The organism is Arthrobacter sp. ISL-72, from assembly GCF_018613755.1.
In the GTDB taxonomy this organism is placed as follows: Bacteria; Actinomycetota; Actinomycetes; order Actinomycetales; family Micrococcaceae; genus Arthrobacter.
In genome coordinates this window covers 45,309-65,688 of sequence record NZ_JAGGPP010000010.1, presented here as the reverse complement: position 1 = coordinate 65,688, position 20,380 = coordinate 45,309, and the positions used below count along the sequence as shown (strand labels likewise).

Here is a 20,380-nt window from a genome sequence, read left to right as displayed (position 1 = left end):
ATGACCGTTACCCAAGTCGAAGACCGGCTCCGCGTCAGTGGAGCAGGTCTCTCGGTGCTCATCGCGCCGGACAAGTTCAAAGGCTCCTTGACCGCATCCCAGGTGGCCCGGGCCATCGCCCATGGCCTCCGCAAGGACCAGCCTGGACTGAATGTGATCGAATTGCCGGTCGCCGACGGGGGCGACGGAACCCTGGATGCTTTTCTCGCCAGCGGATACGTCGCGCATCCAATTTCCGTGACCGGACCGGATAACGATCTCCAGTCCTCGACCCTGGCTCTCAAGGACGGCACGGCCGTGATCGAGACCGCACTGACCTCAGGCCTGGCCATGCGCGGTGACCGGCCGTTGTCCCCGCTGAGCGCCACGAGCCGCGGCGTCGGTGATGCCATCTTGGCCGCCCTCGACGCCGGGGCGCGCAGGATCATCATCGGCCTCGGGGGCAGCGCCTGCACCGACGGAGGAGCGGGCATGCTCCAGGCCCTGGGCGTGTCCCTCCGCGATGGATCAGGTGCGGTCCTGTACCCCGGCGGGATCAGCCTGCTGGATCTGCACACGGTCGACATCTCCGGGCTTGATCCACGAATCTGGGATACGGAGATCATCCTGGCCACCGACGTCACCAACCCGTTGTGCGGTCCGGACGGCGCCGCCGCCGTCTACGGCCCGCAAAAGGGCGCCAGCAGCGAGGACGTCACCGTCCTTGACCGGGCGCTTGGCCATTTCGCCTCTCTTGTCGCCCCCGAAGCCGCGCACTTTCCCGGTGCCGGTGCCGCGGGCGGCATCGGCTACGCCGCGCTGGCGGTGCTCGGCGCCACGGCCCGCCCGGGAATCGAACTGATCATGGAACTGCTGGACTTCGAATCCCATCTGGCCGGCGCGGACCTCGTCATCACCGGCGAAGGCCGCCTGGACGATCAGTCCTTCCACGGCAAAGCACCGATGGGCGTGCTGATGGCAGCAGCCCGGCACAACATCCCCACCATCGCCGTATGCGGGTCCAGCCAGCTCACGCCGGCACCCCGTCACCCGGACTTCGACACCATTCACGCGATCACGGACATAGCACCGGATATTGCCACTGCCATCCGCAACGCTGAACCGCTGCTCGAACGCCTCGCAGCACAAATCACGGTCCGGAAGCGATCCGCCCGCTCCGCGAACTAACGGACAAGACACCTATCACCCGGGCAGCGACGCCCACCCTCCCAATGAAGCGAGAAACCACCATGAGTACCACCACAGAAAGCACGGAAGCACCAACACGGGTCCCCCGGTTCCAGCTGGGCGGAGTGCCACTGATCGTCCCGGTCATCATGGCCGGCATCGTCATCACCGCCGGCGCCCTCGACGCGGTCCCCACCAACATGATCGGCGGCCTGGCAATCATCACAGCCTTCGGCATGCTGCTCGGCCCGCTGGGCAACCGGCTCCCGGTCATCTCCAAGATCGGCGGCGGCGCCCTGGTCTGCCTGATGGTCCCGTCCCTGCTCGTCTACTTCGGCGTCTTCAACGCCAACATGCTCGAAGCAACCACAGCCCTGATGAAGGAAGCCAACTTCCTCTACTTCGTCATCTGCACCCTGGTCGTCGGCAGCATCCTTGGCATGCACCGGACCATGATGCTCCGGCCCTGGTCCGCATCTTCCCACCCCTCGTCGCCGGAACGGCCGCAGCCGTAGCCGCCGGCATCGGCGTCGCCATGCTCTTTGGCTACAGCTTCGAACGCGCCCTGTTCTACATCGTCGTCCCCATCATCGGCGGCGGCATCGGAGAAGGCGTCATCCCCCTCTCCGCCGCCTACGCCAACGCTCTGGGCGGAACCCCCCAGGACTTCATCGCACAGCTGATCCCGGCCGCCGTCATCGGCAACATCGTCGCCATCATCCTCGCCGGCATGCTCCGCCGCCTAGGTGAACGCAAAGCCCACCTCGACGGCGGCGGCATGCTCGTCAAGCCCAAGAAGGGCTCCAACGACGCCGAGATCTTCGAAGCTGCGCACCACGACACCGTCCAGGCCAACCCGAACTACGCCATGGGCATCCTGCTCATCTGCGGCATGTTCGTCCTGGCCAGCCTCGCCGAACCCTTCCTCCACCTGCCCGCACCCGTGCTGGTCATCGTCTTCTCCGTCATCCTCAAAGTCGCAGGCATCGTCCCCGCCAGCGTCGAAGGCTCCTCCCGCGCCGTCTACGCCATCATCTCCAAACACCTGATCTATCCGACGATGATCGGACTCGGGATGCTCTACGTGCCCATGGCCGACGTCATCAGCGTCCTCTCCATCGGCTACGTCATCACCTGCGCGGCAGTCGTGATCACCATGGCCCTCGTCGGCTTCTACGTCGGCAAGGCCCTGGGCATGTACCCCGTGGACGCCTCCCTCGTCACCGTCTGCCACAGCGGGCTCGGCGGCACCGGCGACGTCGCCATCCTCTCCGCCTCCAACCGCATGAACCTCATGCCCTTCGCCCAAATCTCCACCCGCATCGGCGGCGTCACCACCGTCATCTCCGCAGCATCCCTGATCCACCTCACCGCCGGCTAAACGGCCACCACCCACTCCACAGCAGAACCACCCAGGGAGGCGGAACCACACCGGTTCCGCCTCCCTGCACCTACAACAACCTGACGGGACCCCTCCGATGGACACAGCCCAGACACCGACAGCACAGCCCACCCGCCACGGCTACCGACGCTCAGTCGTGGCCGACTGGCGCGAACTCACCCCCGGCGACAACATCGTGCTGCTGAGCCCTGACCAGGGCGGAACGCCGTTCGCCGGAGCCGTCGATGCCGTCTCCGCCGACGGCTCCCTCATCTGGATCCTCCAGGGCGGCTGCGAAGGGCGCCGCATCTTCCACCGCCACGACGGCTACAAAACCCTCATCGACCCCGCACCGGAACCGTCCGCTTAAGCGGCATCTCACCGCACCATCACAGTAGAGAGGACGCACCTGACCGTAGCGCGCATCCTGATCACCACCGGCTACCTCACCGCCGGCGACGAGATCGACACCCTCCTGCGCCGGCACGGCCACGAACCCGTCTACTTTCCCTACACCGGACCCAGGGAACCCGCCGACCGGGAAACCCTGTTCAACGGCGTCGACGGCGCCATCCTCGCCAGCGAACCAGTCACCGCTGACATGCTCACCGACACGCCCCGCCTGAAAGTCCTGGCCCGCAGCGGCGTCGGCTACGACTCCATCGACGTCCCCGCCGCCACCGCGCTGGGGATCCGCGTCTGCAACGCACCCGGCACCAACCACCACTCCGTCGCCGAGCTGACCATCGGCCTGGTCATCATGGCAGCACGCCGCCTCGCCGAGGTCACCGCAGCCGTGCAACAGGGCCGCTGGCCCCGCGGGGCCGGCCACGAACTGCACGGATCAACCCTCGGCATCATCGGCTACGGACCCAGCGGCCGCGCAACAGCCCAGATCGGGGCCGCCCTCGGAATGACCGTCCAAGTCAGCACCTCCCACCCGGATACCGACGACCCGGCCGTGCATTTCACCGACCTCGACACCGTCATCCGGAACGCGGACTACCTGTCCTTGCACACGCGGGCCGACCACAGCACGCGGCGGCTCATCGACGGCCCCCGGCTGCAAACGATGAAGCCGACAGCAGTCCTCATCAACACCGCCGGCGGCTCCCTCGTGGACGAAGACGCACTGGCCAAAGCCCTGGCACCGGCACCATCGCCGGCGCCGCCCTCGACGTTCTCGAGCACGAACCTTTGCCCCTGAACAGTCCACTGCGGGGCCTAAACAACCTGATCATCACCTCACACCTCGCGGGCCAAACAGCGCAAGCGCGGACACGGGCCGCCCTGGCAGCGGCCCACGCCATAATCGATGTGCTCGCCGGCCGCGAACCAGACCACCCCGTCGACCGATAACCCCTCACTCGCCATGGGATCCATGGTTCCGCTCATGATCAGTCCTCCCCGCCAGGCACCGCCCGGCGTGTCAGGCCAACCGCGGATCCACCGTTATTCCGACAGTCCCTCCGCCGCTCCAAATGTCCGCCCCATTCCATGCAGAGCCGGTGGTCCCGGCGCAGGTGCGCTTGGCAAAGTGGACAGAGTTGTCTGCCTGTCGCTACTTTTGTGTCTAGGAGCTGTCTGGGGCGGTTTTCGATCGCGCTGAAGCAGACCGGCGACTTCATGGGAATGGCGTAAAAGGAACTGATATGACTTCAACGCACTTTGACCGCTTCCTCGCGGAGGCGGTCACGAGAGACCGCGAAACCGACGGCGGATTGAGCGGGGATGAGCTGTACGGGTTGTACACAAGCTGGTGCCTGATCAACAGCCTCACACCGGAACCTCCCCAGAGATTTTGGGACGTCCTCGGGGAAAAAGGGATCGCGCCAGGCAACAACGGGCTGGCTATGACCGGTCCGGCCGCGACGGATTATATCGTGGCAAGCGCCCCTGACCTTGTCTAGTCAGGTCGTTGTCCCCCCTCTGATGTCTCCCCGGGTCGGGCCCACTGACCGGCCCGGCAGTACGGGCACCGTCTCGGATTTCCCGGTTCTCGAGTCGCAGTCCTAAACATGCACAGTTAGCGTAGGTTTCCAGTCCCCAGTCAGTCCCGGCGAGCCGCTTGAACGGGGCCTGCAGCTATGTGCCTTGAGACCGCCGTCGCTTCATCCTGCCTCGCAACCTTTTCCAACACCGCTCCGATTGGGGGCCGGCTAGGCCTGATTCCGTTTCCGGATGCGCTTGCTCAAGTCTCGTGTGGACGCCTGATAGCGAGAAAATGCCTCCCGGTATCAGGCTGCCCCCCGTGCAGAGCTGGCAGGCCAAGGCCCCTTGCGCACAAATGCCTCCGGTCTATACTTCGCCTATGCCTGACATGAGACTGTGGCCTACCGGCCGCCTGTTATCCACTGCGGCTCGGCTCGTCGAAAACGCGTGGAACGCGAAGCTGGGCGACATTGGACTGACTCACGCCGGAGTGATCGCACTGGACGTCCTGGAAGCCAAAGGACCGATGACGCAGTCCATGCTTGCACAGGTCGTCCGTGTACAGGCCCAAACAATCGGCAGAACTCTCATGCGACTGGAGTCCTATGCCTACATCGATCGCCAGCGCAGCCAATCCGACCGGCGCAGCCAGGTTGTATCCATCACGGATGCGGGGACTTCAGCGAGGGAACAGGCCCGCGGATTGGAACGGTCAGTCCTGGAAAGCGCGGCCGTTGATAGCGATAAATTGCGATCGGAACTACAGGTCATCGTGCGCGCTCTGACTGCCCCGGACGAGGAAGCGCGATGGTTGCTGCCGGAGGTCCAGCCCCAAATCAGCGTCTCTCAACCCGCGAATGTAGAACGTGTGGAAGACGTCGCCGACCACCAAGCCGGCAGCGCTGCTGGCCGGAGCCGCTGAACCGCGCAGACAATCGCTCCCTAAAATGTTGGGTCATGACAAACGCACTATGCGAAGAATATCTGCGCCGGCCGACCCACTCCGGTATGAGGACCACTGCCGTGACGTCCAGGGAGGCTCATGGGTGCCATCCCCTGCCCGACGCATTCCCGCGGCCATCGCGATAAACTGGATCGATCATGATCGGTGCCCAGCTCCGTCTTCTGGCCTGGTTCGTCATCCTAGCGACCCTCCTCTCGGCCTGCGCGCCCGGTATCACCCTTGAGGCCAACACCAGTCGACCGATCCAGACCTCCTCGGCCCCGCCAGCCGCACGCGATGACGTCCCCGTTCCTCACGGGACCCCGTCCTCCACACCGACAACGGTTCCCACGCCCACCCCGGCGCCACAGGCGTCCGCCCTCAACCTCTACCAAGAGGGTGACTTCGTTCCCCAGTACACCTTTGACTGGTGCGTGGCGGCGAGTATCCAGATCATGCACAACCTCACCGACGATACTGGGGCCGGCACGTGGGCCGATCGCGCTCAGCAGGGCGAGCTGTGGGAGATGGCCCGGGCACGATCGTCAAACTCGTTCAACGGTGCCAACCCCTTGGGTTGGGCGGAAGTGCTGACTGAGGTCGGGATGGGACCGTACGCTGTCGTAAGCGTCGCCGACTACGAGGAAGCACTGCAGACCGCGGCGCGCGCCATCGCTGATACGGACCGGCCGGTCGGGCTGGTCATGTGGCGCGGTCGCCACGTGTGGGTGATGAGCGGCTTCGAGTCACTCGGCGATCCGGACCAGTTCCTGGAGTTCTCGGTCACGGGCATCCGAGTCCAAGATCCGCTCTACCCGTACGGCGACGTGCAGTGGGGACCGTCCCCCGCGCCCAACAGCTTGCTCACCCCCGAGCAGTTGGCGACGCAGTTCGTCGTCCGCGAGCCGCGACGCTGGAGCAGCGATATTCCGACCGGCTACATGCTGGTGCTGCCGCTCGCCAACGCCTGATCAGACCTATGCGACGACCATAGTGGTCGAGTCCGAACCGCACTCGGACCTCCACCAAGCAGTTGCGGAAGTCGGCCGCCGCCCCGCTGGGCGTGCTTGCGGACACCAGGCGAACTGGAACTGGATCACCTTCATTTCCGTGCGGCCAGTCCAGGTAGAGAAGGGACATGACTCAAAGACTCGTTTTTGCTCTGTTTCTCCTTGAGGCGTTCCCTTAATCGACAGCTTTGCCAATCATGGTGCGGATGCACTGGGAGTCAGTCAGTCGTTCGTAGCCCGCACGTGGCGCGACACGATGGTCGAATCGGATGTGACCTCGTATCTTGATTCTGTTCTGTCGCAGAAGGCCATGAAGCTTACCGGCGTGCTGATCGTTCCATCAGGATCCTGCCTGGTACCTAACCCAGCCGCTGAACATTTCGCGCTGCAACCGTTTGTGCCATTGGCCGAACAAACCCGCCGTCGCCTGCGTTCCGTTCTAGCTGCCGACCTCTTCAGGAAAGAGCTGAACTGTGAGCATCCCAGTGCTCTCATCGATGACTTCTGGCGTGCGATTGGCAGCTTGGGCCATCCGTACACTCATCTTGTAATCATGTTCTCCGGCGATATTCCCGTCCCGGAAACCGGCTCGCCTCCCTTGGCCTGCTCGAACGTAGGGGCTTGGCAGGGGACGTTCCGTGCGCTGTGCCGCTTGGCTGAGCGCGCAAATGCTGAAAACTTTAGTGATGTCGAAGGGCGATTGCGACGCTGGTACCAGATGGAGGACAGCGCGTTTCGTGGAGAACCGTTTTCCTGGGTTGCGAAGCCAGAACAAATAGCCCTTGCTGAAACCTCCGCTGTCCAAGGTGTTCCAAGGGGCCGACCCGTAAGTCAAAACGCTCTAGCCGACGCTATTGTCCTGGCCATTCGGCGAGGACTGGCTGCGGGAACATTTAAGAACTACGACGAAATCTCCGACAGAACGTTGTCACAGCTTCTGGGAACAAGCAGAGGTCGCATCCGTCAAGCATTACGGATGCTAGCCGACGAGGGCCTCGTTACAGCGACCACAGAAAGTACGGTCGTTGTACGCTTGCCCGCGGTCGCAGATGTCGTCGAAACCTATGCCGCGAGACGGGCTCTCGGCACTATGGCCGTCCGTGCCGCAAGCCGTTGGGCACCTGATAGTCGCGAGTCCGTTGCCCACCTGCTTGAGGAGCTGCGTCTCTGCGCTGAACGCCAGGATATCGACGTCGAGCAACAGGCAGACCTGGCGTTTCAGAACGCGCTATTCCAAGCTTCAGGCTTAGCTCGCATCCCCAACATGTTGGAATCCTTATCTAAGCAAACGCTAACGTTCATCTCTGTAATAGGCATTCGTTATGCCTATCCCCCAGCCGCATAGTAGAGCAAGACACGGCCATCTTTGAGGCGATCAGCGAAGGCGACAAGAACGGTGCAGCGCTCAGCTGGCAGGCGAAGATCGATGAAGGCGCGCGGTATATGGTCGAGCAAATCACTCAGCTCAACAAACGTTCAACTCGGATAGAAAATTAGCCACGGCGCCGTTGCGCCTCTTCAGCCCCACCTCGCTCGAACACATGTTCGTTGTCGGCGGGCATCTGATCTCGCTTCGCTATTGCATGGGATTTAATCCGCACATCAGCTTTCGCTGTTTGATATATTAGTCCTATACTAGTGCGGATCAGTAGACGATCGATTGCCAACTCGATGAGGAGTGGAACAGTATGCAGCAACTTGCGCACCGGCTCGAACGGCTGGGCACCGAAACCGCCTTCAGCGTCGCCCAAGCCGCGGCCGCCTGGAAGGCGAAGGGGAACCGCGTGTACCCCTTCCACCTCGGCGATATCAACATTCCCACCGCCCCGAACATCGTGGAAGCGATGAACCGGGCGATCGCTGACGGCTACACGGGCTACTGTCCCGGCCCCGGCATCCCGCAGCTGCGCGAGGCCCTCGCCGACGACATCGGCTCGCGTCGCGGGATCGGGCTCTCCCCTGACAACGTGGTCGTGATGACCGGCGGCAAGCCCGTTATCACGAAGTTCCTGCAGGCGGTCATGAACCCCGGCCAGGAAGTGCTCTACCCCAACCCCGGCTTCCCGATCTATGAATCGCAGATCGAGTACCTCGGCGGCACGGCCGTGCCGTACCGCTATTTGCCCACGAGCACGGGCTTCGCGATCGACCTCGAGCAGATCCGCTCGTCGATCACCCCGAACACGGTTGCAATCATCTACAACGACCTGCAGAACCCCATCTCAGCCGAGTCGACTGCAGCGGAGCGCGAAGCCATCGCTCAGCTCGCGATGGAACACGACCTGTGGGTGCTCTCCGACGAGGCCTACTTCGAGACTCGTTATGAGGGGGTCTCGAGCTCGATCGCATCGCTTCCCGGCATGGCCGAGCGTACCGTCATCCTCTACACGTTCAGCAAGAAGTTCGCCATGACCGGCTCACGCCTCGGCTGCGCCGTCGCTCCGCGTGAGATCGCCCAAGTGCTCAGCACGCTCAACACCAATGACGAGTCGTGCACGACGCACTACGTGCAGTGGGCCGGCGTCGAAGCGCTCCGTGGCCCCCAGGAATCTGTGCAGCAGATGCTAGACATCCTGCAGAAGCGTCGGGACACCGCATGCGAGCTTGTGAATGCCGTCCCCGGCATTCACGTCGCCGTGCCGAAGTCGACGTTCTACCTGTTCCCCGACGTCACCGAGGTCATGGAGCGCATGGGTTACTCGGCAGTCGGCGACTTCGCCACGGACGCCCTGTACAAGACCGGCGTCTCCTTTTGCACACGCGAGCACTTCGGCCGACGCCAGCCAGGCGAGGAGCGGCAGTACATCCGGCTCGCCTACTCGGGTATCGACGTCGCCGACATCCGCGACGGCATCGGCCGCCTGCGGGAGTGGATCGTGACAGCATGAGCCGGGTCGTCGTCACGGGACGTGTACCCGACGCCGCGATCGAGAAGCTTCGCGCCGAGCACGAGGTCGATGCCTGGTCGGGGCCGGAGTCCATTGGCCGCGAGGAGCTCCTGCGCCGAGTAGCCGGCGCCGATGCCGTCGTGAGCCTGCTCACCGAGCGCATCGACGCTGAGCTGCTCGACGCGGCCGGCCCGCAGCTCAAAGTCGTCGCGAACGTCGCTGTCGGCTATGACAACATCGACGTGCCAGCCTGCACCGAACGGGGCATCGTGGCCACCAACACGCCCGGTGTGCTCACGGACGCCACAGCCGACATTGCGCTCAGCCTCATTCTCATGGCAACCCGCCGGCTCGGCGAGGGGGAACGGCTCATCCGCTCCGGCCAGGCCTGGAAGTGGGGCATGTTCTTCCTGCTCGGCAGCAGCCTGCAAGGCAAGACCCTCGGCGTCGTCGGCATGGGCGGCATCGGGCAGGCGACCGCGCGCCGGGCCAAGGCCTTCGGCATGGAGATCGTCTACCAGTCGCGCAGTGAGATCGATCCCGGGGTCGCCGCGGAGCTGGGCGCCCGGCGTGTCGATCTCAACGAGTTGCTGACCGTCTCCGATGTGGTTTCGCTGCACTGCCCATACGGGCCTGCCACGCATCATCTGCTAGGCGCCGAGCAACTCGGGGCGATGAAGAGCTCGGCGTACCTCGTCAACACCGCCCGCGGACCCATCGTCGACGAAGCGGCGCTCGCGTCCGCGCTTCGTGAGGGCCGGATCGCGGGTGCCGGACTGGACGTCTATGAGCACGAGCCCCGGGTGCATCCCGAACTGCTAGAGCTCGACAACGTGGTGCTACTGCCGCATCTGGGCTCAGCCACGGTGGAGACGCGCACCGCGATGGCGATGCTCGCCGCCGACAACGCGCTCGCTGTGCTCGGCGGGGACCGCCCCCCCGCACCGATCGGTTAGTGCCGACCGGCGTGCCCGGCCAGTACTTCACCGACGGCACAATCACCGATTAGAATCCGCTGGACGAAGAGCTTGGGCGGGTTCCACAGCATAGTTAACGAGGCGCGGCCCGGACCCGGGTGTGAAGGTATATGGGTCCGGGCCGCTGCCCTTGTTACCGCTGCGGCTGCTTAGCCGTGGAGCCTGGTCGTTTTCGGGTCGTACAGGGTCTCTTCTGAAACAGTGGCCGTGATAGGCCGTCCGAAGTATTCGATCTCGACGGAATCGCCCACCGAAACGGTGGCCGGAGCCCTCCTCGGTCCGGCCTTCGGGCTCGAAACCCCATTCCTGCCGGGTTTTTCCACCGCCAAAAATCAACGGGCTTTTGGGGCGAAAAGGCCCGCAATCTTCCTCTGCCGGGTCAGCGGGATGCACTCATCCGGGTTTCGCAATAGTCTGGCCGGGTGGATACAAGCACCGTTAACTCCGGCGAACAGGTTGACAGGCAGTCGCGCATTCTCGAAGCGGCCCTGGACCTGCTGTCGCGCCACGGCATCTCAGGTGTCAATATGCGCGCCGTGGCGCGCGAAGCCGGCGTCGCATTAGGGCTCGTGAACTACTACTACGACGACAAGACAAGCTTGATCCGTGCGGCCTTGCACCGAATTGACGAGCACGACCTTGCGCTGGTCGCGCCCGACCCTGCGTCGTCCCCGGACGAACAGCTCCGCGCGGCACTCCGGCGCGTTGCGGGCCCGGAACTCCTGACCACACGATATCTGTCCCTGCGCCTCCACCTCTGGGCTCTCGCGCAAGCCCATGAAGACTTTGCGCTCATTAATGCGGCTGCCTTCGACCGGTACCTCGATGGCCTCGCGACGCTGATAGAAAATGCCAAACCCGAGCTTTCCCGCGACGAATGCAGGGAGCGGGCAGCCGACATTGTCGTCGTGCAAAACGGGATGTGGCTCACGGCGCTCCTTGGCGTCGACCAGGCGGCCATCCAGCGGAGCCTCGCCCGCACGGAGCAGATTGCCTTCGCCGCCTAGCGGTAACAAGCCCCAAGCTAAAACAACTAAACCCGAGCCGCGGAAGACCTGTGTCTAAAATTTCTTGAACATCGGTTCAGTTTTAACCTTGAACACTTGTTCAAGGTGTACTACTGTGCTTGAGTATGATCTACACCACACAAACGGGGTCGCGCGGCAATAACTGCGTTTCAGCGGCGACATCCGGATTGCGGCTCAGAGAAACTCCGCTCGCCGCAGTTCCCTGACCATCTCGTCAACGCCCACCGCCAGCTTCCGGATGAAGGACAACCCGCTCCCGGCGGTTGATCTGCACCAGCTAGAAGGAGATTTTGCATGACACAGACCACCTACGACTACGTCATCGTCGGCGGCGGAAGTGCGGGTTCCGTGCTCGCCAACCGCCTGAGCGACGGAGGCCAGAGCAGCGTCCTGGTTCTTGAGGCCGGACGGAGCGACTACCCCTGGGACCTTTTCATCCAGATGCCTGCCGCGCTGACCTTCCCCAGCGGCAACCCGTTCTATGACTGGCGCTACGAGTCCGATCCCGAGCCCCACATGGGCGGCCGGCGGGTGGCGCACGCCCGCGGCAAGGTCCTGGGCGGCTCCAGCTCGATCAACGGCATGATCTTCCAGCGCGGCAACCCGCTGGACTACGAACGCTGGGGCGCCGACGCCGGCATGGAAACGTGGGACTTCGCACACTGCCTGCCGTACTTCAACCGGATGGAAAACGCGCTGGCCGCCGACCCCGACGATGAACTGCGCGGACACTCCGGACCGCTGGTGCTGGAGCGCGGCCCCGCCACCAACCCGCTGTTCCAGGCCTTCTTCGCCGCCGCGCAGGAGGCAGGCTACCCGCTGACCGACGACGTCAACGGCTACCGCCAGGAGGGCTTCGCCGCGTTCGACCGGAACGTCCACAAGGGCCAGCGCCTCTCGGCCTCCCGCGCCTACCTGCGGCCCGAATTCGGCCGGAAAAACCTGACCGTCCTGACCCGGGCCCTCGTCACCAAGGTCAACTTCAAGGGCAACGTGGCCACCGGCGTCACCTACCGCCAGAACGGCAAAACCCACCAGGTGACCGCGGGTGAAGTGATCCTGGCCGGCGGCGCCATCAACACCCCGCAGTTGCTGCAGCTCTCCGGCGTGGGCGACGCTGCCCACCTGAACTCGATGGGCATCAATTCCGTGGTAAACCTGCCCGGCGTCGGCGAAAACCTCCAGGACCACCTCGAGGTCTACATCCAGCACGCCTGTACCCAGCCGGTTTCCATGCAGCCGGCCCTGGACCTATGGCGCTATCCGCTGATCGGGCTGCAGTGGATGCTGGGACGGAAGGGTCCGGCTGCCACCAACCACTTCGAGGGCGGCGGCTTCGTCCGCTCCAACGAGGACGTGGCCTACCCCAACCTGATGTTCCACTTCCTCCCGGTCGCCGTCCGCTACGACGGCCAGAAGGCGGACGCCAAGCACGGCTACCAGGTGCACATCGGCCCCATGTACTCCGACGCCCGCGGCAGCCTGAAGATCAAGTCCACGGACCCCACGGTTCACCCGTCGATGCTGTTCAACTACCTCTCCACCGACCAGGACCGCCGCGAGTGGGTTGAGGCGGTCCGCGTGGCCCGCGACATTCTCGGCCAGTCCGCCATGGGGCCCTTCAACGGCGGCGAGCTGTCGCCCGGCAGGAGCGTGCAGACCGACGCGGAGATCCTTGACTGGGTTGCCCGCGACGCCGAGACCGCCCTGCACCCGTCCTGCACGGCGAAGATGGGACCGGACTCCGATCCGATGGCCGTGGTGAACCCGCTGGACATGACCGTGCACGGCACACGCGGCCTCCGCGTGGTGGACGCCTCGGCCATGCCCTACGTCACCAACGGCAACATCTACGCCCCGGTGATGATGCTCGCCGAAAAGGCTGCCGACCTGATCGCCGGCAAGGCGCCGCTCGCGCCCCAGCATGCCGAGTTCTACAGGCATGGCGTGAGCCCGCTGGAACGCGGCGGATCCGGGCCCGTAGCGGCCGCCGCGGCAGTGAGGGGCTAAGGGCATGAGCGTGACGATCGAGACCAAACTGGATCTCGCCCGGGGCTTGTACGTTGACGGCGCTTGGCAGCAGGCGTCCGACGGCGGGACCACCGCTGTGCGCTGCCCGGCTGACGGGCACGAGGTGGCAGTCGTGGCCGCGTCGACGGCGGAGGATGCGGAGCGGGCGATCGCGAGTGCCCGCACCGCGTTCGACCGGGGACCGTGGCGGCGGCTCACCGACATCGAGCGCGGCACGGTGCTGCTCCGCGTCGCGGACCTGCTTGAGCGGGACAAGGCCGCCTACTCCAGGGCCGAAGCCCTCGACACGGGCAAGCGGCTCGTCGAGGCCGAATACGACATCGATGATATCGCCGCTTGCTTCCGGTACTACGGGAAGATCGCGGGCCTCGAAGCCGGCAGGGTGATCGACACGGGACGGCAGAACGCCATCAGTCGCGTCGTCTACGAGCCGCTCGGGGTCTGTGCCCTCATCGCGCCGTGGAACTACCCGCTCCTCCAGGCGGCGTGGAAGGTGGCGCCGGCGCTCGTTGCCGGAAACTCGTTCGTACTCAAGCCCAGCGAGCTTACGCCGTCGACCTCGATTCTGCTCATGGAGACGCTAGCGGAAGCCGGTGTCCCGGCGGGCGTCGCGAATCTCGTCACCGGAGCCGGGTCAAGGGTGGGAGGCCCGCTCAGCTCTGACCCGCGCGTCGACCTCGTCTCCCTGACCGGAAGCCTTGCCACAGGGCAGACGATCATGGCGGCGGCAGCGGAGACCGTGAAGCGCGTCGCGTTCGAGCTCGGCGGGAAGAACCCGAACGTCGTCTTCGCGGACGCGGACTGGGACGCCGCCGTCGACAACGCCTTGACTGCAGTGTTCCTGCACTCCGGCCAGGTCTGCTCGGCAGGGGCGAGGCTCGTCGTCGAGGAGACGATCGCCGAGCGTTTTGTGGCCGAGGTGGTCGAGCGGGCGAAGAAGATCCGGATGGGCGGACCGTTCGACCCCGACGCCGAGACGGGGCCGCTTATCTCCGCCAAACACCGCGAGCAGGTCCACGCCTACGTCCAGGCCGGGATCGCGGAGGGCGCAGAGCTGTTGTGCGGTGGCTACATCCCCGACGAGGAGCCCCTTGCGGACGGCTTCTTCTACCCGCCCACCGTGCTCGGCAACTGCCGCTCGGGGATGAGCGTGCTGCGGGAGGAGTCCTTCGGCCCGGTGCTGACCGTCGAGACGTTCCGCACCGAGGCCGAGGCCGTCGCGATCGCGAACGACACCGAGTACGGCCTGGCCGGCGCGGTCTGGACCTCGGACGCGTCGAAGGCGCAGCGCGTCGCGGGCGCACTCCGGCACGGAACGGTGTGGATCAATGACTACCACCCGTACGTCCCCCAAGCGGAGTGGGGCGGTTTCGGGAAGTCGGGGATCGGCCGTGAGCTGGGCCGCGCGGGGCTCGACGAGTACCGCGAAGCCAAACACATCTGGCAGAACATTCAGCCCGCACCCAGCGGCTGGTTTGGCTCATCGCCCGAACCGGGAGTGGCCGTCACCAGCTAGGCAGTACCAGAAGGGGGAACGGCGGCGCGCGGTCTCATCCGCGCGCGCCGTTGATTCACCTGCGTCCAATGGCGGTCGCGGGACATCACCATCGTGCTTTTCGACTTAGGAGCTCAGATGTTAGTACCCAGTAAGAGTACAGATTCAAGCGGCATGGACGAGTTTGGCTACGCACAGACCCTGGACCGCAGCATTGGCAAGTTCGCCAGCTTCGCCGCGGGCGTCAGCTACATCTCCATCCTCACCGGCGTTTTTCAATTGTTCTACTTTGGTTTCTCCATGGCCGGGCCTGCGTACGCCTGGTCCTGGCCCATCGTCTTTGTGGGCCAGCTCATGGTGGCGCTGTGCTTTGCCGAGCTGGCAGGCCGCTACCCCGTTGCCGGTTCGGTCTACAACTGGGCCAAGCGGCTGGCCTCCGGCACGTCAGCATGGCTCGCGGGCTGGCTGCTGCTGCTGTCCTCCATCATGGCCCTCGGGTCAGTGGCTCTGGCCCTCCAGATCACCCTGCCGCAGCTCTGGTCCGGCTTCCAGCTGGTTGGCGACGGCACGGGGCCGCTGGACTTTGCCATCAACGGCGTGCTGTTGGCCACCATCATGATCACCATCTCCACGCTCATCAACGCGTTCGGCGTGAAGCTGATGACCCGGATCAACAGCATCGGCGTCTTCGTGGAGCTGGCAGCGGCCGTGCTGCTCATCCTCGCACTGGGCTGGCACGTTGTGCGCGGCCCGGAGGTCTTCTTTGAGACAGCCGGTTTCGGCGAGGGCCACGATCTCGGCTTCTTTGGTGTGTTCCTGATCGGCGCGATGGCCTCCGGCTACGTCATGTACGGCTTCGACACCGCCAGCTCCCTGGGCGAGGAAACGAAGGACCCCAAGCGCACGGCGCCGAAGGCGATCCTGCGGGCCGTTACCGCGTCCTTCCTGCTCGGCGGGCTGATCCTGCTCTTCGGCATCCTGGCAGCCCCCGACCTCTCGGACCCCAAGGTGGCGGCGGCCGACGGCGGCCTGCAGTACGTCGTGCTCTCCGTCCTCGGTGGCCCGTTCGGCAAGGCCTTCCTGGCGTGCATCGTCGTGGCAGTAGTGGTGTGCACACTGGCCGTCCACGCGGCCGCCATCCGCATGATGTTTGCCATGGCCCGGGACAACAACCTGCCCTTCAGCCGTCAGCTCAGCAAGGTGGACCCGGTCCGCAAGACGCCCACCATCGCGGCCATCGTGATCGGCGTCATGGCCATCATTCCGCTGCTCGTCAACGTCATGCAACCGGCGATCTTCACGATCCTCTCCAGCATCAGCATCGTCCTGATCTACCTGTCCTACCTGCTGGTCACCGTTCCCATGCTGCGGAACAGGTTCCTCAAGAAATGGCCGTTGCGCGATAAAGGCGACGACAAGGCGGGGTTCAGCATGGGCAAGTGGGGGCTGCCGGTCAATATCGTGGCCGTGCTGTGGGGCGGTGCCATGACGCTCAACCTGATCTGGCCGCGGCCGGAGATCTACAACTCGGTGCCGCCCTTCGAGTGGTACCTCCAGTGGGGCGGTGTCATCTTCGTCGCCACCGTCACCGCCGGAGGAGCCCTGCTGTACCGATTGAAGATCCGCCACCAGACGGGCGTCCTGGCAGAGCACGCCGCGGCCGTCGCAGCGCATCCGTCACCGGACTCCACCCAAACCGCAACCTCAGCTGCCACCGAACTGGCTTCGGATCCTGTCCACGCCGGGCGGTCCCCCGCGGACGTTATCAGTTGAGATCCCTGACGCACTGGCAGTCAATGGTGCCGCGTCAAAGAAAAGTTCGGCGTCATAGATTGGCCCCTGCGGATAATTAGCACGTGGGTCAGGCAATACCCGCAGCCCGGACGAGCATCCCCCCGCCGCTGTCCACCGGTGGAGGGATGCTCGTCCGGGCTGTCTTTCCACTACAAGCGGGCACCTCCATAGCCGGGTTGTCGCGATAGCGTCTGTGGCGGAAACACTGGGAAGTCTTGGTGGATCCGGACAAATACCGCTTCAAACTCACTTGCAGGCTGGATCGTCTCCTTGCCATCTGGCACACGTTCAGGGATGGGCGTAGATTCAGCTCAATTCAAGGTGGCGTTTCATAAGGAGCCTGGGATGGCTGGATGGAATGCAGAAAACGCGGCCGGACCCACCGGCCAGGGAGCCGTGACTTTAGTGGCGGGATCGTCCTTCTGCATATCGCTTCAGAACGGTGATATCTTCCCCTATCATCCTCACGGGGTTTTCTATCAGGACACCAGGATCCTGTCACGATGGTCGCTCACCATGAACGGACAACCGCTGGAGCCACTGGGGGCGTGGACCCCCTCGCCGTACCAGGGCACCTACGTCGGGAGGGCCGCGCGTGCCGACGGCCGGAGCGATAGTCCGCTGACCGTGGTAAGGAAGCGCGAGCTGGGTGCCGGCATTGCGGAGGACATCACGATTCACAACTATGGCCTTCAGCCCGCCTCCTGTGAGATCGGACTGGCCGTGGATGCGGACTTCGCAGATCTTTTTGAAGTCAAGGACGGTCGATTCCACCGTCTTTGGGATCAAACTAGGCGCGCTAAGGCCGGGTCGGTGACGATCGAAGCGGCCTGGCAGGAAACACGGAAAGGGATCGTCGTGCGCGTCCACGATGCCGAGGTCACAGCCGAAGGTCTCGTCCTGCGCGTGATCGTCCCAGCGCATGGAAAGCGGGCTATACGGGCAACCGTGCTGCTGCTTTCAGCCGAAACCGAAGTCGATGCCGGCATACCGACTGTCTCCCTCACAGCCGCTATGATCTCGGCACAGGAGGGGCGTCAGAAGGCCTGGGATGAGCGTATTCCGCTTTCCCGTGTGGGCAATCCGGCCGTCGAAAGAAGCCTCCTGCGCAGCCACGACGACATCGGGGCGCTGCGCATCGTGGACCCGCAGCATCCGGACCGCATGGTCGTCGCCGCCGGAGCACCATGGTTCATGGCACTGTTTGGCCGGGACTCGTTACTGTCCTCCTTCATGGTCCTGCCCGTCGATGCAACGCTGGCCTTGGGCACGCTGCAGACCCTGGCTGACCGGCAAGGCGTGAAGGTCGACCCGCTGACCGAGGAGCAACCGGGCCGAATACTGCATGAGGTGCGGCTCGACGTCGGAACCAGCCTGGCACTTGGCGGCAGATCAGCCTACTACGGCAGCATCGACGCCACTCCCTTGTTCGTCACCCTGCTCGGGGAAGCAAGCCGGTGGGGACTTCCCGTCGACGACATCGTAGCGCTCGTGCCCCATGCAGACCGTGCCTTGGACTGGATCAAAGAGTACGGGGACCGTGACGGCGACGGATTCGTCGAGTACGAGCGCCTCAACGACCAAGGCCTCCTCAACCAGGGCTGGAAGGACTCCTGGGACGGGATCAACTTCGCCGACGGCCGCATGGCCGAGGCCCCTATCGCGCTGTGCGAGGTGCAGGGCTACGTCTACAGTGCGTACATCGCCCGGGCCTGGATGGCATACGACGTCGGCGACAAAGCTCTCGCTTCCGATTTCCGGGAACGGGCGGAGCGGCTGAAAAAACAGTTCAACGATCACTTCTGGTTGCCTGACCGCGGATATTATGCCATCGCGCTCGACAAGGACAAGCGACCCGTCGACGCCTGCGCATCCAACATGGGCCACTGCCTGTGGACCGGAATCATCGACGAGGATAAGGCACCACAGGTTGCAGCCAGACTCATGTCCCCGGAAATGTTCAGCGGCTGGGGCGTGCGCACCCTGGCAACGGACATGGGTGCGTACAACCCGGTCAGCTATCACAACGGCTCGGTCTGGCCCCATGACAACGCACTGATAGTTGCCGGTCTCATGCGATACGGCTTCGTAAAGGAAGCGCAACAGCTTTCCTCAGCACTGATGGAGGCCGCCCAATTCACAGATAACCGGCTTCCCGAGTTGTTCTGCGGGTTCAGCCGCTCCGAATGCCCCGAACCCCTGCCCTACCCAACGGCGTGCTCACCCCAGGCATGGGCATCGGCGACGCCGGTGATGTTGATCCGGAGCCTCCTGCGCTATGAGGCACACGTCTCTTTGGGCGCGCTCTGGATGGACCCCGTGTTGCCGGAAACATGGGGAAACCTGCACACCACCAACCTGCCAGTCGCTGGGGCGCGGATTACGATCGATGTGTCCGGATCCCACGTAACAGTGGAAGGGCTGCCTCAAGGGATGGTGTTCCGAAGGGGAATGCGGCCGTCGCTGGCCGATTTCATGGAGCTCAACAGGTTGCGGGGGGACCGATGACATGGCATATGCCAGCATCCGCCCGAGATCTGCGGCCGCGACAACGCGGGCCAGCGGATTGGCGTCGGAGGCGCGAACGGCGGCAGCAGCGACATTCTTGCCACCGCAGTGCTGTGGGCTGCGAGACACCTGAACTGGAGTCCTGGATTCTGCCGGCGGTGTTCTTCAGCACGACACGACGTAAATTGACGCCGGAGCATCGCCGGCCCGTTGCGCCGGTAGCGAGGGAACTCGGCTTGGACGAGCAGTTTTGTCGGCGCGAACCCCTTGCGGGCGTCGTTATGACGGATAACGGTAGCGTGCAGGAACGGAGTCGAAAGTGTTTCTTTAGGCTCCAAAACCGCCCTGAAATTACGCCCGCGTGACCGGAACCTAGCCTCTCTAACGGTTCCGCTCCGAAGCGGCCACAACCGTGTTTGAGGGAGTTAACGGCTCCTACGCTTGAGCTATCCAATCACTCGAAGGGTGGGACACATTGAAAAAGATTCATACGTGGCTGGCAGTCATCGTGTTGGCTGTCGGATTGGGTTTCCTGGCTCCGGGGCCGGCCTCGGCAACCACCTCCTATTGCGGACTCGGATGGGGATCGCTGGGCGAATCAAATCCAGTGATGAGCACCGCATCGGTAACCGACGTTAGGACGGGGCAGCACTCTTGCTTTGACCGGATGGTGGTAAATCTCAACGGCCCAGTGGCTGGCTACACCGCCCAGTATGTTGACCGTGTAGTGCAGGACGGTTCCGGGTTCACGATCCCGCTGCAGGGCAGGGCGTTCCTCCAGGTAACTGTGAACGCGCCCTCTTACGACAGCGCGCTCGGCAGGGTCACGTACAGCCCGGCTGCCGCGGCCGAACTGTCCAACGTGGCGGGGTTCCAGACCTTCCGGCAGGTAGCCTACGCAGGCAGCTTTGAAGGCTATACAAGCATCGGCCTCGGCGTCCGTGCACGGCTACCGTTCCGGGTGTTTACCCTGGACGGACCGGGCTCCGGATCGCGGCTGGTCGTGGACGTAGCGCACTTCTGGTGACCTCCGGTTCAATATTGAACCGGCGTTGAGGTAAGCACAGGAAACCGTATGAGCGGCGCCCCGCTCCGGAGACTTTCCGGGCAGGGCGCCATTCTATGCGACCGCTGCCATGCAGCCAGCCGGGGTCCACGGCTCAGGTCCCCGACTCGGAACCAGCCCAGCTGACTGCCGCGGCCCGTCGGGCGCGCCGGTTCTACGA

At 64.2% G+C, this 20,380-nt stretch carries 16 protein-coding genes and 1 pseudogene; all 17 read left to right on the top strand.

The features are described 5' to 3' along the window. The 17 genes and pseudogenes from J7I92_RS11685 (at nucleotide 1) to J7I92_RS11610 (ending at nucleotide 20,181) form a co-directional block, all read left to right on the top strand. On the top strand, nucleotides 1–1,167 hold the full coding sequence (locus J7I92_RS11685) for a glycerate kinase (protein WP_214840646.1): 1,167 nt from the start codon (nucleotides 1–3) through the stop codon (nucleotides 1,165–1,167). Between the two features lie 44 nt (nucleotides 1,168–1,211). Continuing rightward, a pseudogene (locus J7I92_RS11680) lies at nucleotides 1,212–2,548 on the top strand (2-hydroxycarboxylate transporter family protein). Nucleotides 2,549–2,645: 97 nt separating this feature from the next. Next, entirely contained in the window at nucleotides 2,646–2,918 is a 273-nt protein-coding gene (locus J7I92_RS11675; protein WP_214840644.1) for a hypothetical protein, read from the top strand. Between the two features lie 18 nt (nucleotides 2,919–2,936). Further along, the gene (locus J7I92_RS11670; protein WP_311380296.1) at nucleotides 2,937–3,755 is read left to right on the top strand and encodes an NAD(P)-dependent oxidoreductase; all 819 of its coding nucleotides are present in this window, start codon (nucleotides 2,937–2,939) and stop codon (nucleotides 3,753–3,755) included. After that, nucleotides 3,746–3,907, top strand: a complete 162-nt coding sequence (locus tag J7I92_RS24575; RefSeq protein WP_396020376.1) for a hypothetical protein — start codon at nucleotides 3,746–3,748, stop codon at nucleotides 3,905–3,907. Before J7I92_RS11670 ends, J7I92_RS24575 begins: the two co-directional genes overlap by 10 nt. A 293-nt stretch (nucleotides 3,908–4,200) precedes the next feature. Further along, nucleotides 4,201–4,458: a hypothetical protein gene (locus tag J7I92_RS11665; RefSeq protein ID WP_214840642.1), complete on the top strand. Its 258-nt coding sequence runs from the start codon at nucleotides 4,201–4,203 to the stop codon at nucleotides 4,456–4,458. Between the two features lie 377 nt (nucleotides 4,459–4,835). After that, complete coding sequence (locus J7I92_RS11660) at nucleotides 4,836–5,402, top strand: MarR family transcriptional regulator (RefSeq protein ID WP_311380295.1); 567 nt, start codon at nucleotides 4,836–4,838, stop codon at nucleotides 5,400–5,402. Between the two features lie 179 nt (nucleotides 5,403–5,581). Continuing rightward, a complete protein-coding gene (locus J7I92_RS11655) occupies nucleotides 5,582–6,394 on the top strand; it encodes a hypothetical protein (protein WP_214840640.1) in 813 nt (270 codons plus the stop codon). A gap of 295 nt (nucleotides 6,395–6,689) precedes the next feature. Next, nucleotides 6,690–7,778, top strand: coding sequence for a GntR family transcriptional regulator (locus tag J7I92_RS11650; protein WP_214840638.1), 1,089 nt, complete (start codon nucleotides 6,690–6,692; stop codon nucleotides 7,776–7,778). A gap of 343 nt (nucleotides 7,779–8,121) precedes the next feature. Next, a complete protein-coding gene (locus J7I92_RS11645; protein WP_214840636.1) occupies nucleotides 8,122–9,321 on the top strand; it encodes a pyridoxal phosphate-dependent aminotransferase in 1,200 nt (399 codons plus the stop codon). Then, on the top strand, nucleotides 9,318–10,277 hold the full coding sequence (locus J7I92_RS11640; protein WP_214840634.1) for a D-glycerate dehydrogenase: 960 nt from the start codon (nucleotides 9,318–9,320) through the stop codon (nucleotides 10,275–10,277). The genes J7I92_RS11645 and J7I92_RS11640 overlap by 4 nt, the downstream gene beginning before the upstream one ends. Before the next feature lie 443 nt (nucleotides 10,278–10,720). Then, nucleotides 10,721–11,305 (top strand): TetR/AcrR family transcriptional regulator, encoded by a 585-nt coding sequence (locus tag J7I92_RS11635; protein ID WP_214840632.1) that lies wholly within the window; start codon nucleotides 10,721–10,723, stop codon nucleotides 11,303–11,305. A 315-nt stretch (nucleotides 11,306–11,620) separates the two neighbouring features. Further along, on the top strand, nucleotides 11,621–13,336 hold the full coding sequence (gene betA / locus J7I92_RS11630; RefSeq protein ID WP_214840630.1) for a choline dehydrogenase: 1,716 nt from the start codon (nucleotides 11,621–11,623) through the stop codon (nucleotides 13,334–13,336). 4 nt (nucleotides 13,337–13,340) lie between these two features. Further along, nucleotides 13,341–14,873, top strand: coding sequence for an aldehyde dehydrogenase family protein (locus J7I92_RS11625; RefSeq protein ID WP_214840623.1), 1,533 nt, complete (start codon nucleotides 13,341–13,343; stop codon nucleotides 14,871–14,873). Nucleotides 14,874–14,990: 117 nt separating this feature from the next. Next, nucleotides 14,991–16,625 (top strand): APC family permease, encoded by a 1,635-nt coding sequence (locus J7I92_RS11620; RefSeq protein ID WP_251039825.1) that lies wholly within the window; start codon nucleotides 14,991–14,993, stop codon nucleotides 16,623–16,625. Between the two features lie 366 nt (nucleotides 16,626–16,991). Beyond that, the gene (locus J7I92_RS11615; RefSeq protein ID WP_214840746.1) at nucleotides 16,992–19,154 is read left to right on the top strand and encodes a glycogen debranching N-terminal domain-containing protein; all 2,163 of its coding nucleotides are present in this window, start codon (nucleotides 16,992–16,994) and stop codon (nucleotides 19,152–19,154) included. A gap of 475 nt (nucleotides 19,155–19,629) precedes the next feature. Then, nucleotides 19,630–20,181 carry a hypothetical protein gene (locus tag J7I92_RS11610; protein ID WP_214840621.1) on the top strand — a complete coding sequence of 184 codons (552 nt, stop codon included), beginning with the start codon at nucleotides 19,630–19,632 and terminating at the stop codon, nucleotides 20,179–20,181. Nucleotides 20,182–20,380 lie beyond the last annotated feature (199 nt).

Bases quoted from the DNA above. Each gene is read 5' to 3' on its own strand.
- J7I92_RS11645 (WP_214840636.1), top strand. From the start codon at position 8,122: ATGCAGCAACTTGCGCACCGGCTCGAACGGCTGGGCACCGAAACCGCC.
- J7I92_RS11640 (WP_214840634.1), top strand. From the start codon at position 9,318: ATGAGCCGGGTCGTCGTCACGGGACGTGTACCCGACGCCGCGATCGAG.
- J7I92_RS11685 (WP_214840646.1), top strand. From the start codon at position 1: ATGACCGTTACCCAAGTCGAAGACCGGCTCCGCGTCAGTGGAGCAGGT.
- J7I92_RS11655 (WP_214840640.1), top strand. From the start codon at position 5,582: ATGATCGGTGCCCAGCTCCGTCTTCTGGCCTGGTTCGTCATCCTAGCG.
- J7I92_RS11675 (WP_214840644.1), top strand. From the start codon at position 2,646: ATGGACACAGCCCAGACACCGACAGCACAGCCCACCCGCCACGGCTAC.
- J7I92_RS11650 (WP_214840638.1), top strand. From the start codon at position 6,690: ATGGTCGAATCGGATGTGACCTCGTATCTTGATTCTGTTCTGTCGCAG.
- J7I92_RS11625 (WP_214840623.1), top strand. From the start codon at position 13,341: ATGAGCGTGACGATCGAGACCAAACTGGATCTCGCCCGGGGCTTGTAC.
- J7I92_RS11660 (WP_311380295.1), top strand. From the start codon at position 4,836: ATGCCTCCGGTCTATACTTCGCCTATGCCTGACATGAGACTGTGGCCT.
- J7I92_RS11620 (WP_251039825.1), top strand. From the start codon at position 14,991: ATGTTAGTACCCAGTAAGAGTACAGATTCAAGCGGCATGGACGAGTTT.
- betA (WP_214840630.1), top strand. From the start codon at position 11,621: ATGACACAGACCACCTACGACTACGTCATCGTCGGCGGCGGAAGTGCG.
- J7I92_RS11665 (WP_214840642.1), top strand. From the start codon at position 4,201: ATGACTTCAACGCACTTTGACCGCTTCCTCGCGGAGGCGGTCACGAGA.
- J7I92_RS11615 (WP_214840746.1), top strand. From the start codon at position 16,992: ATGGCTGGATGGAATGCAGAAAACGCGGCCGGACCCACCGGCCAGGGA.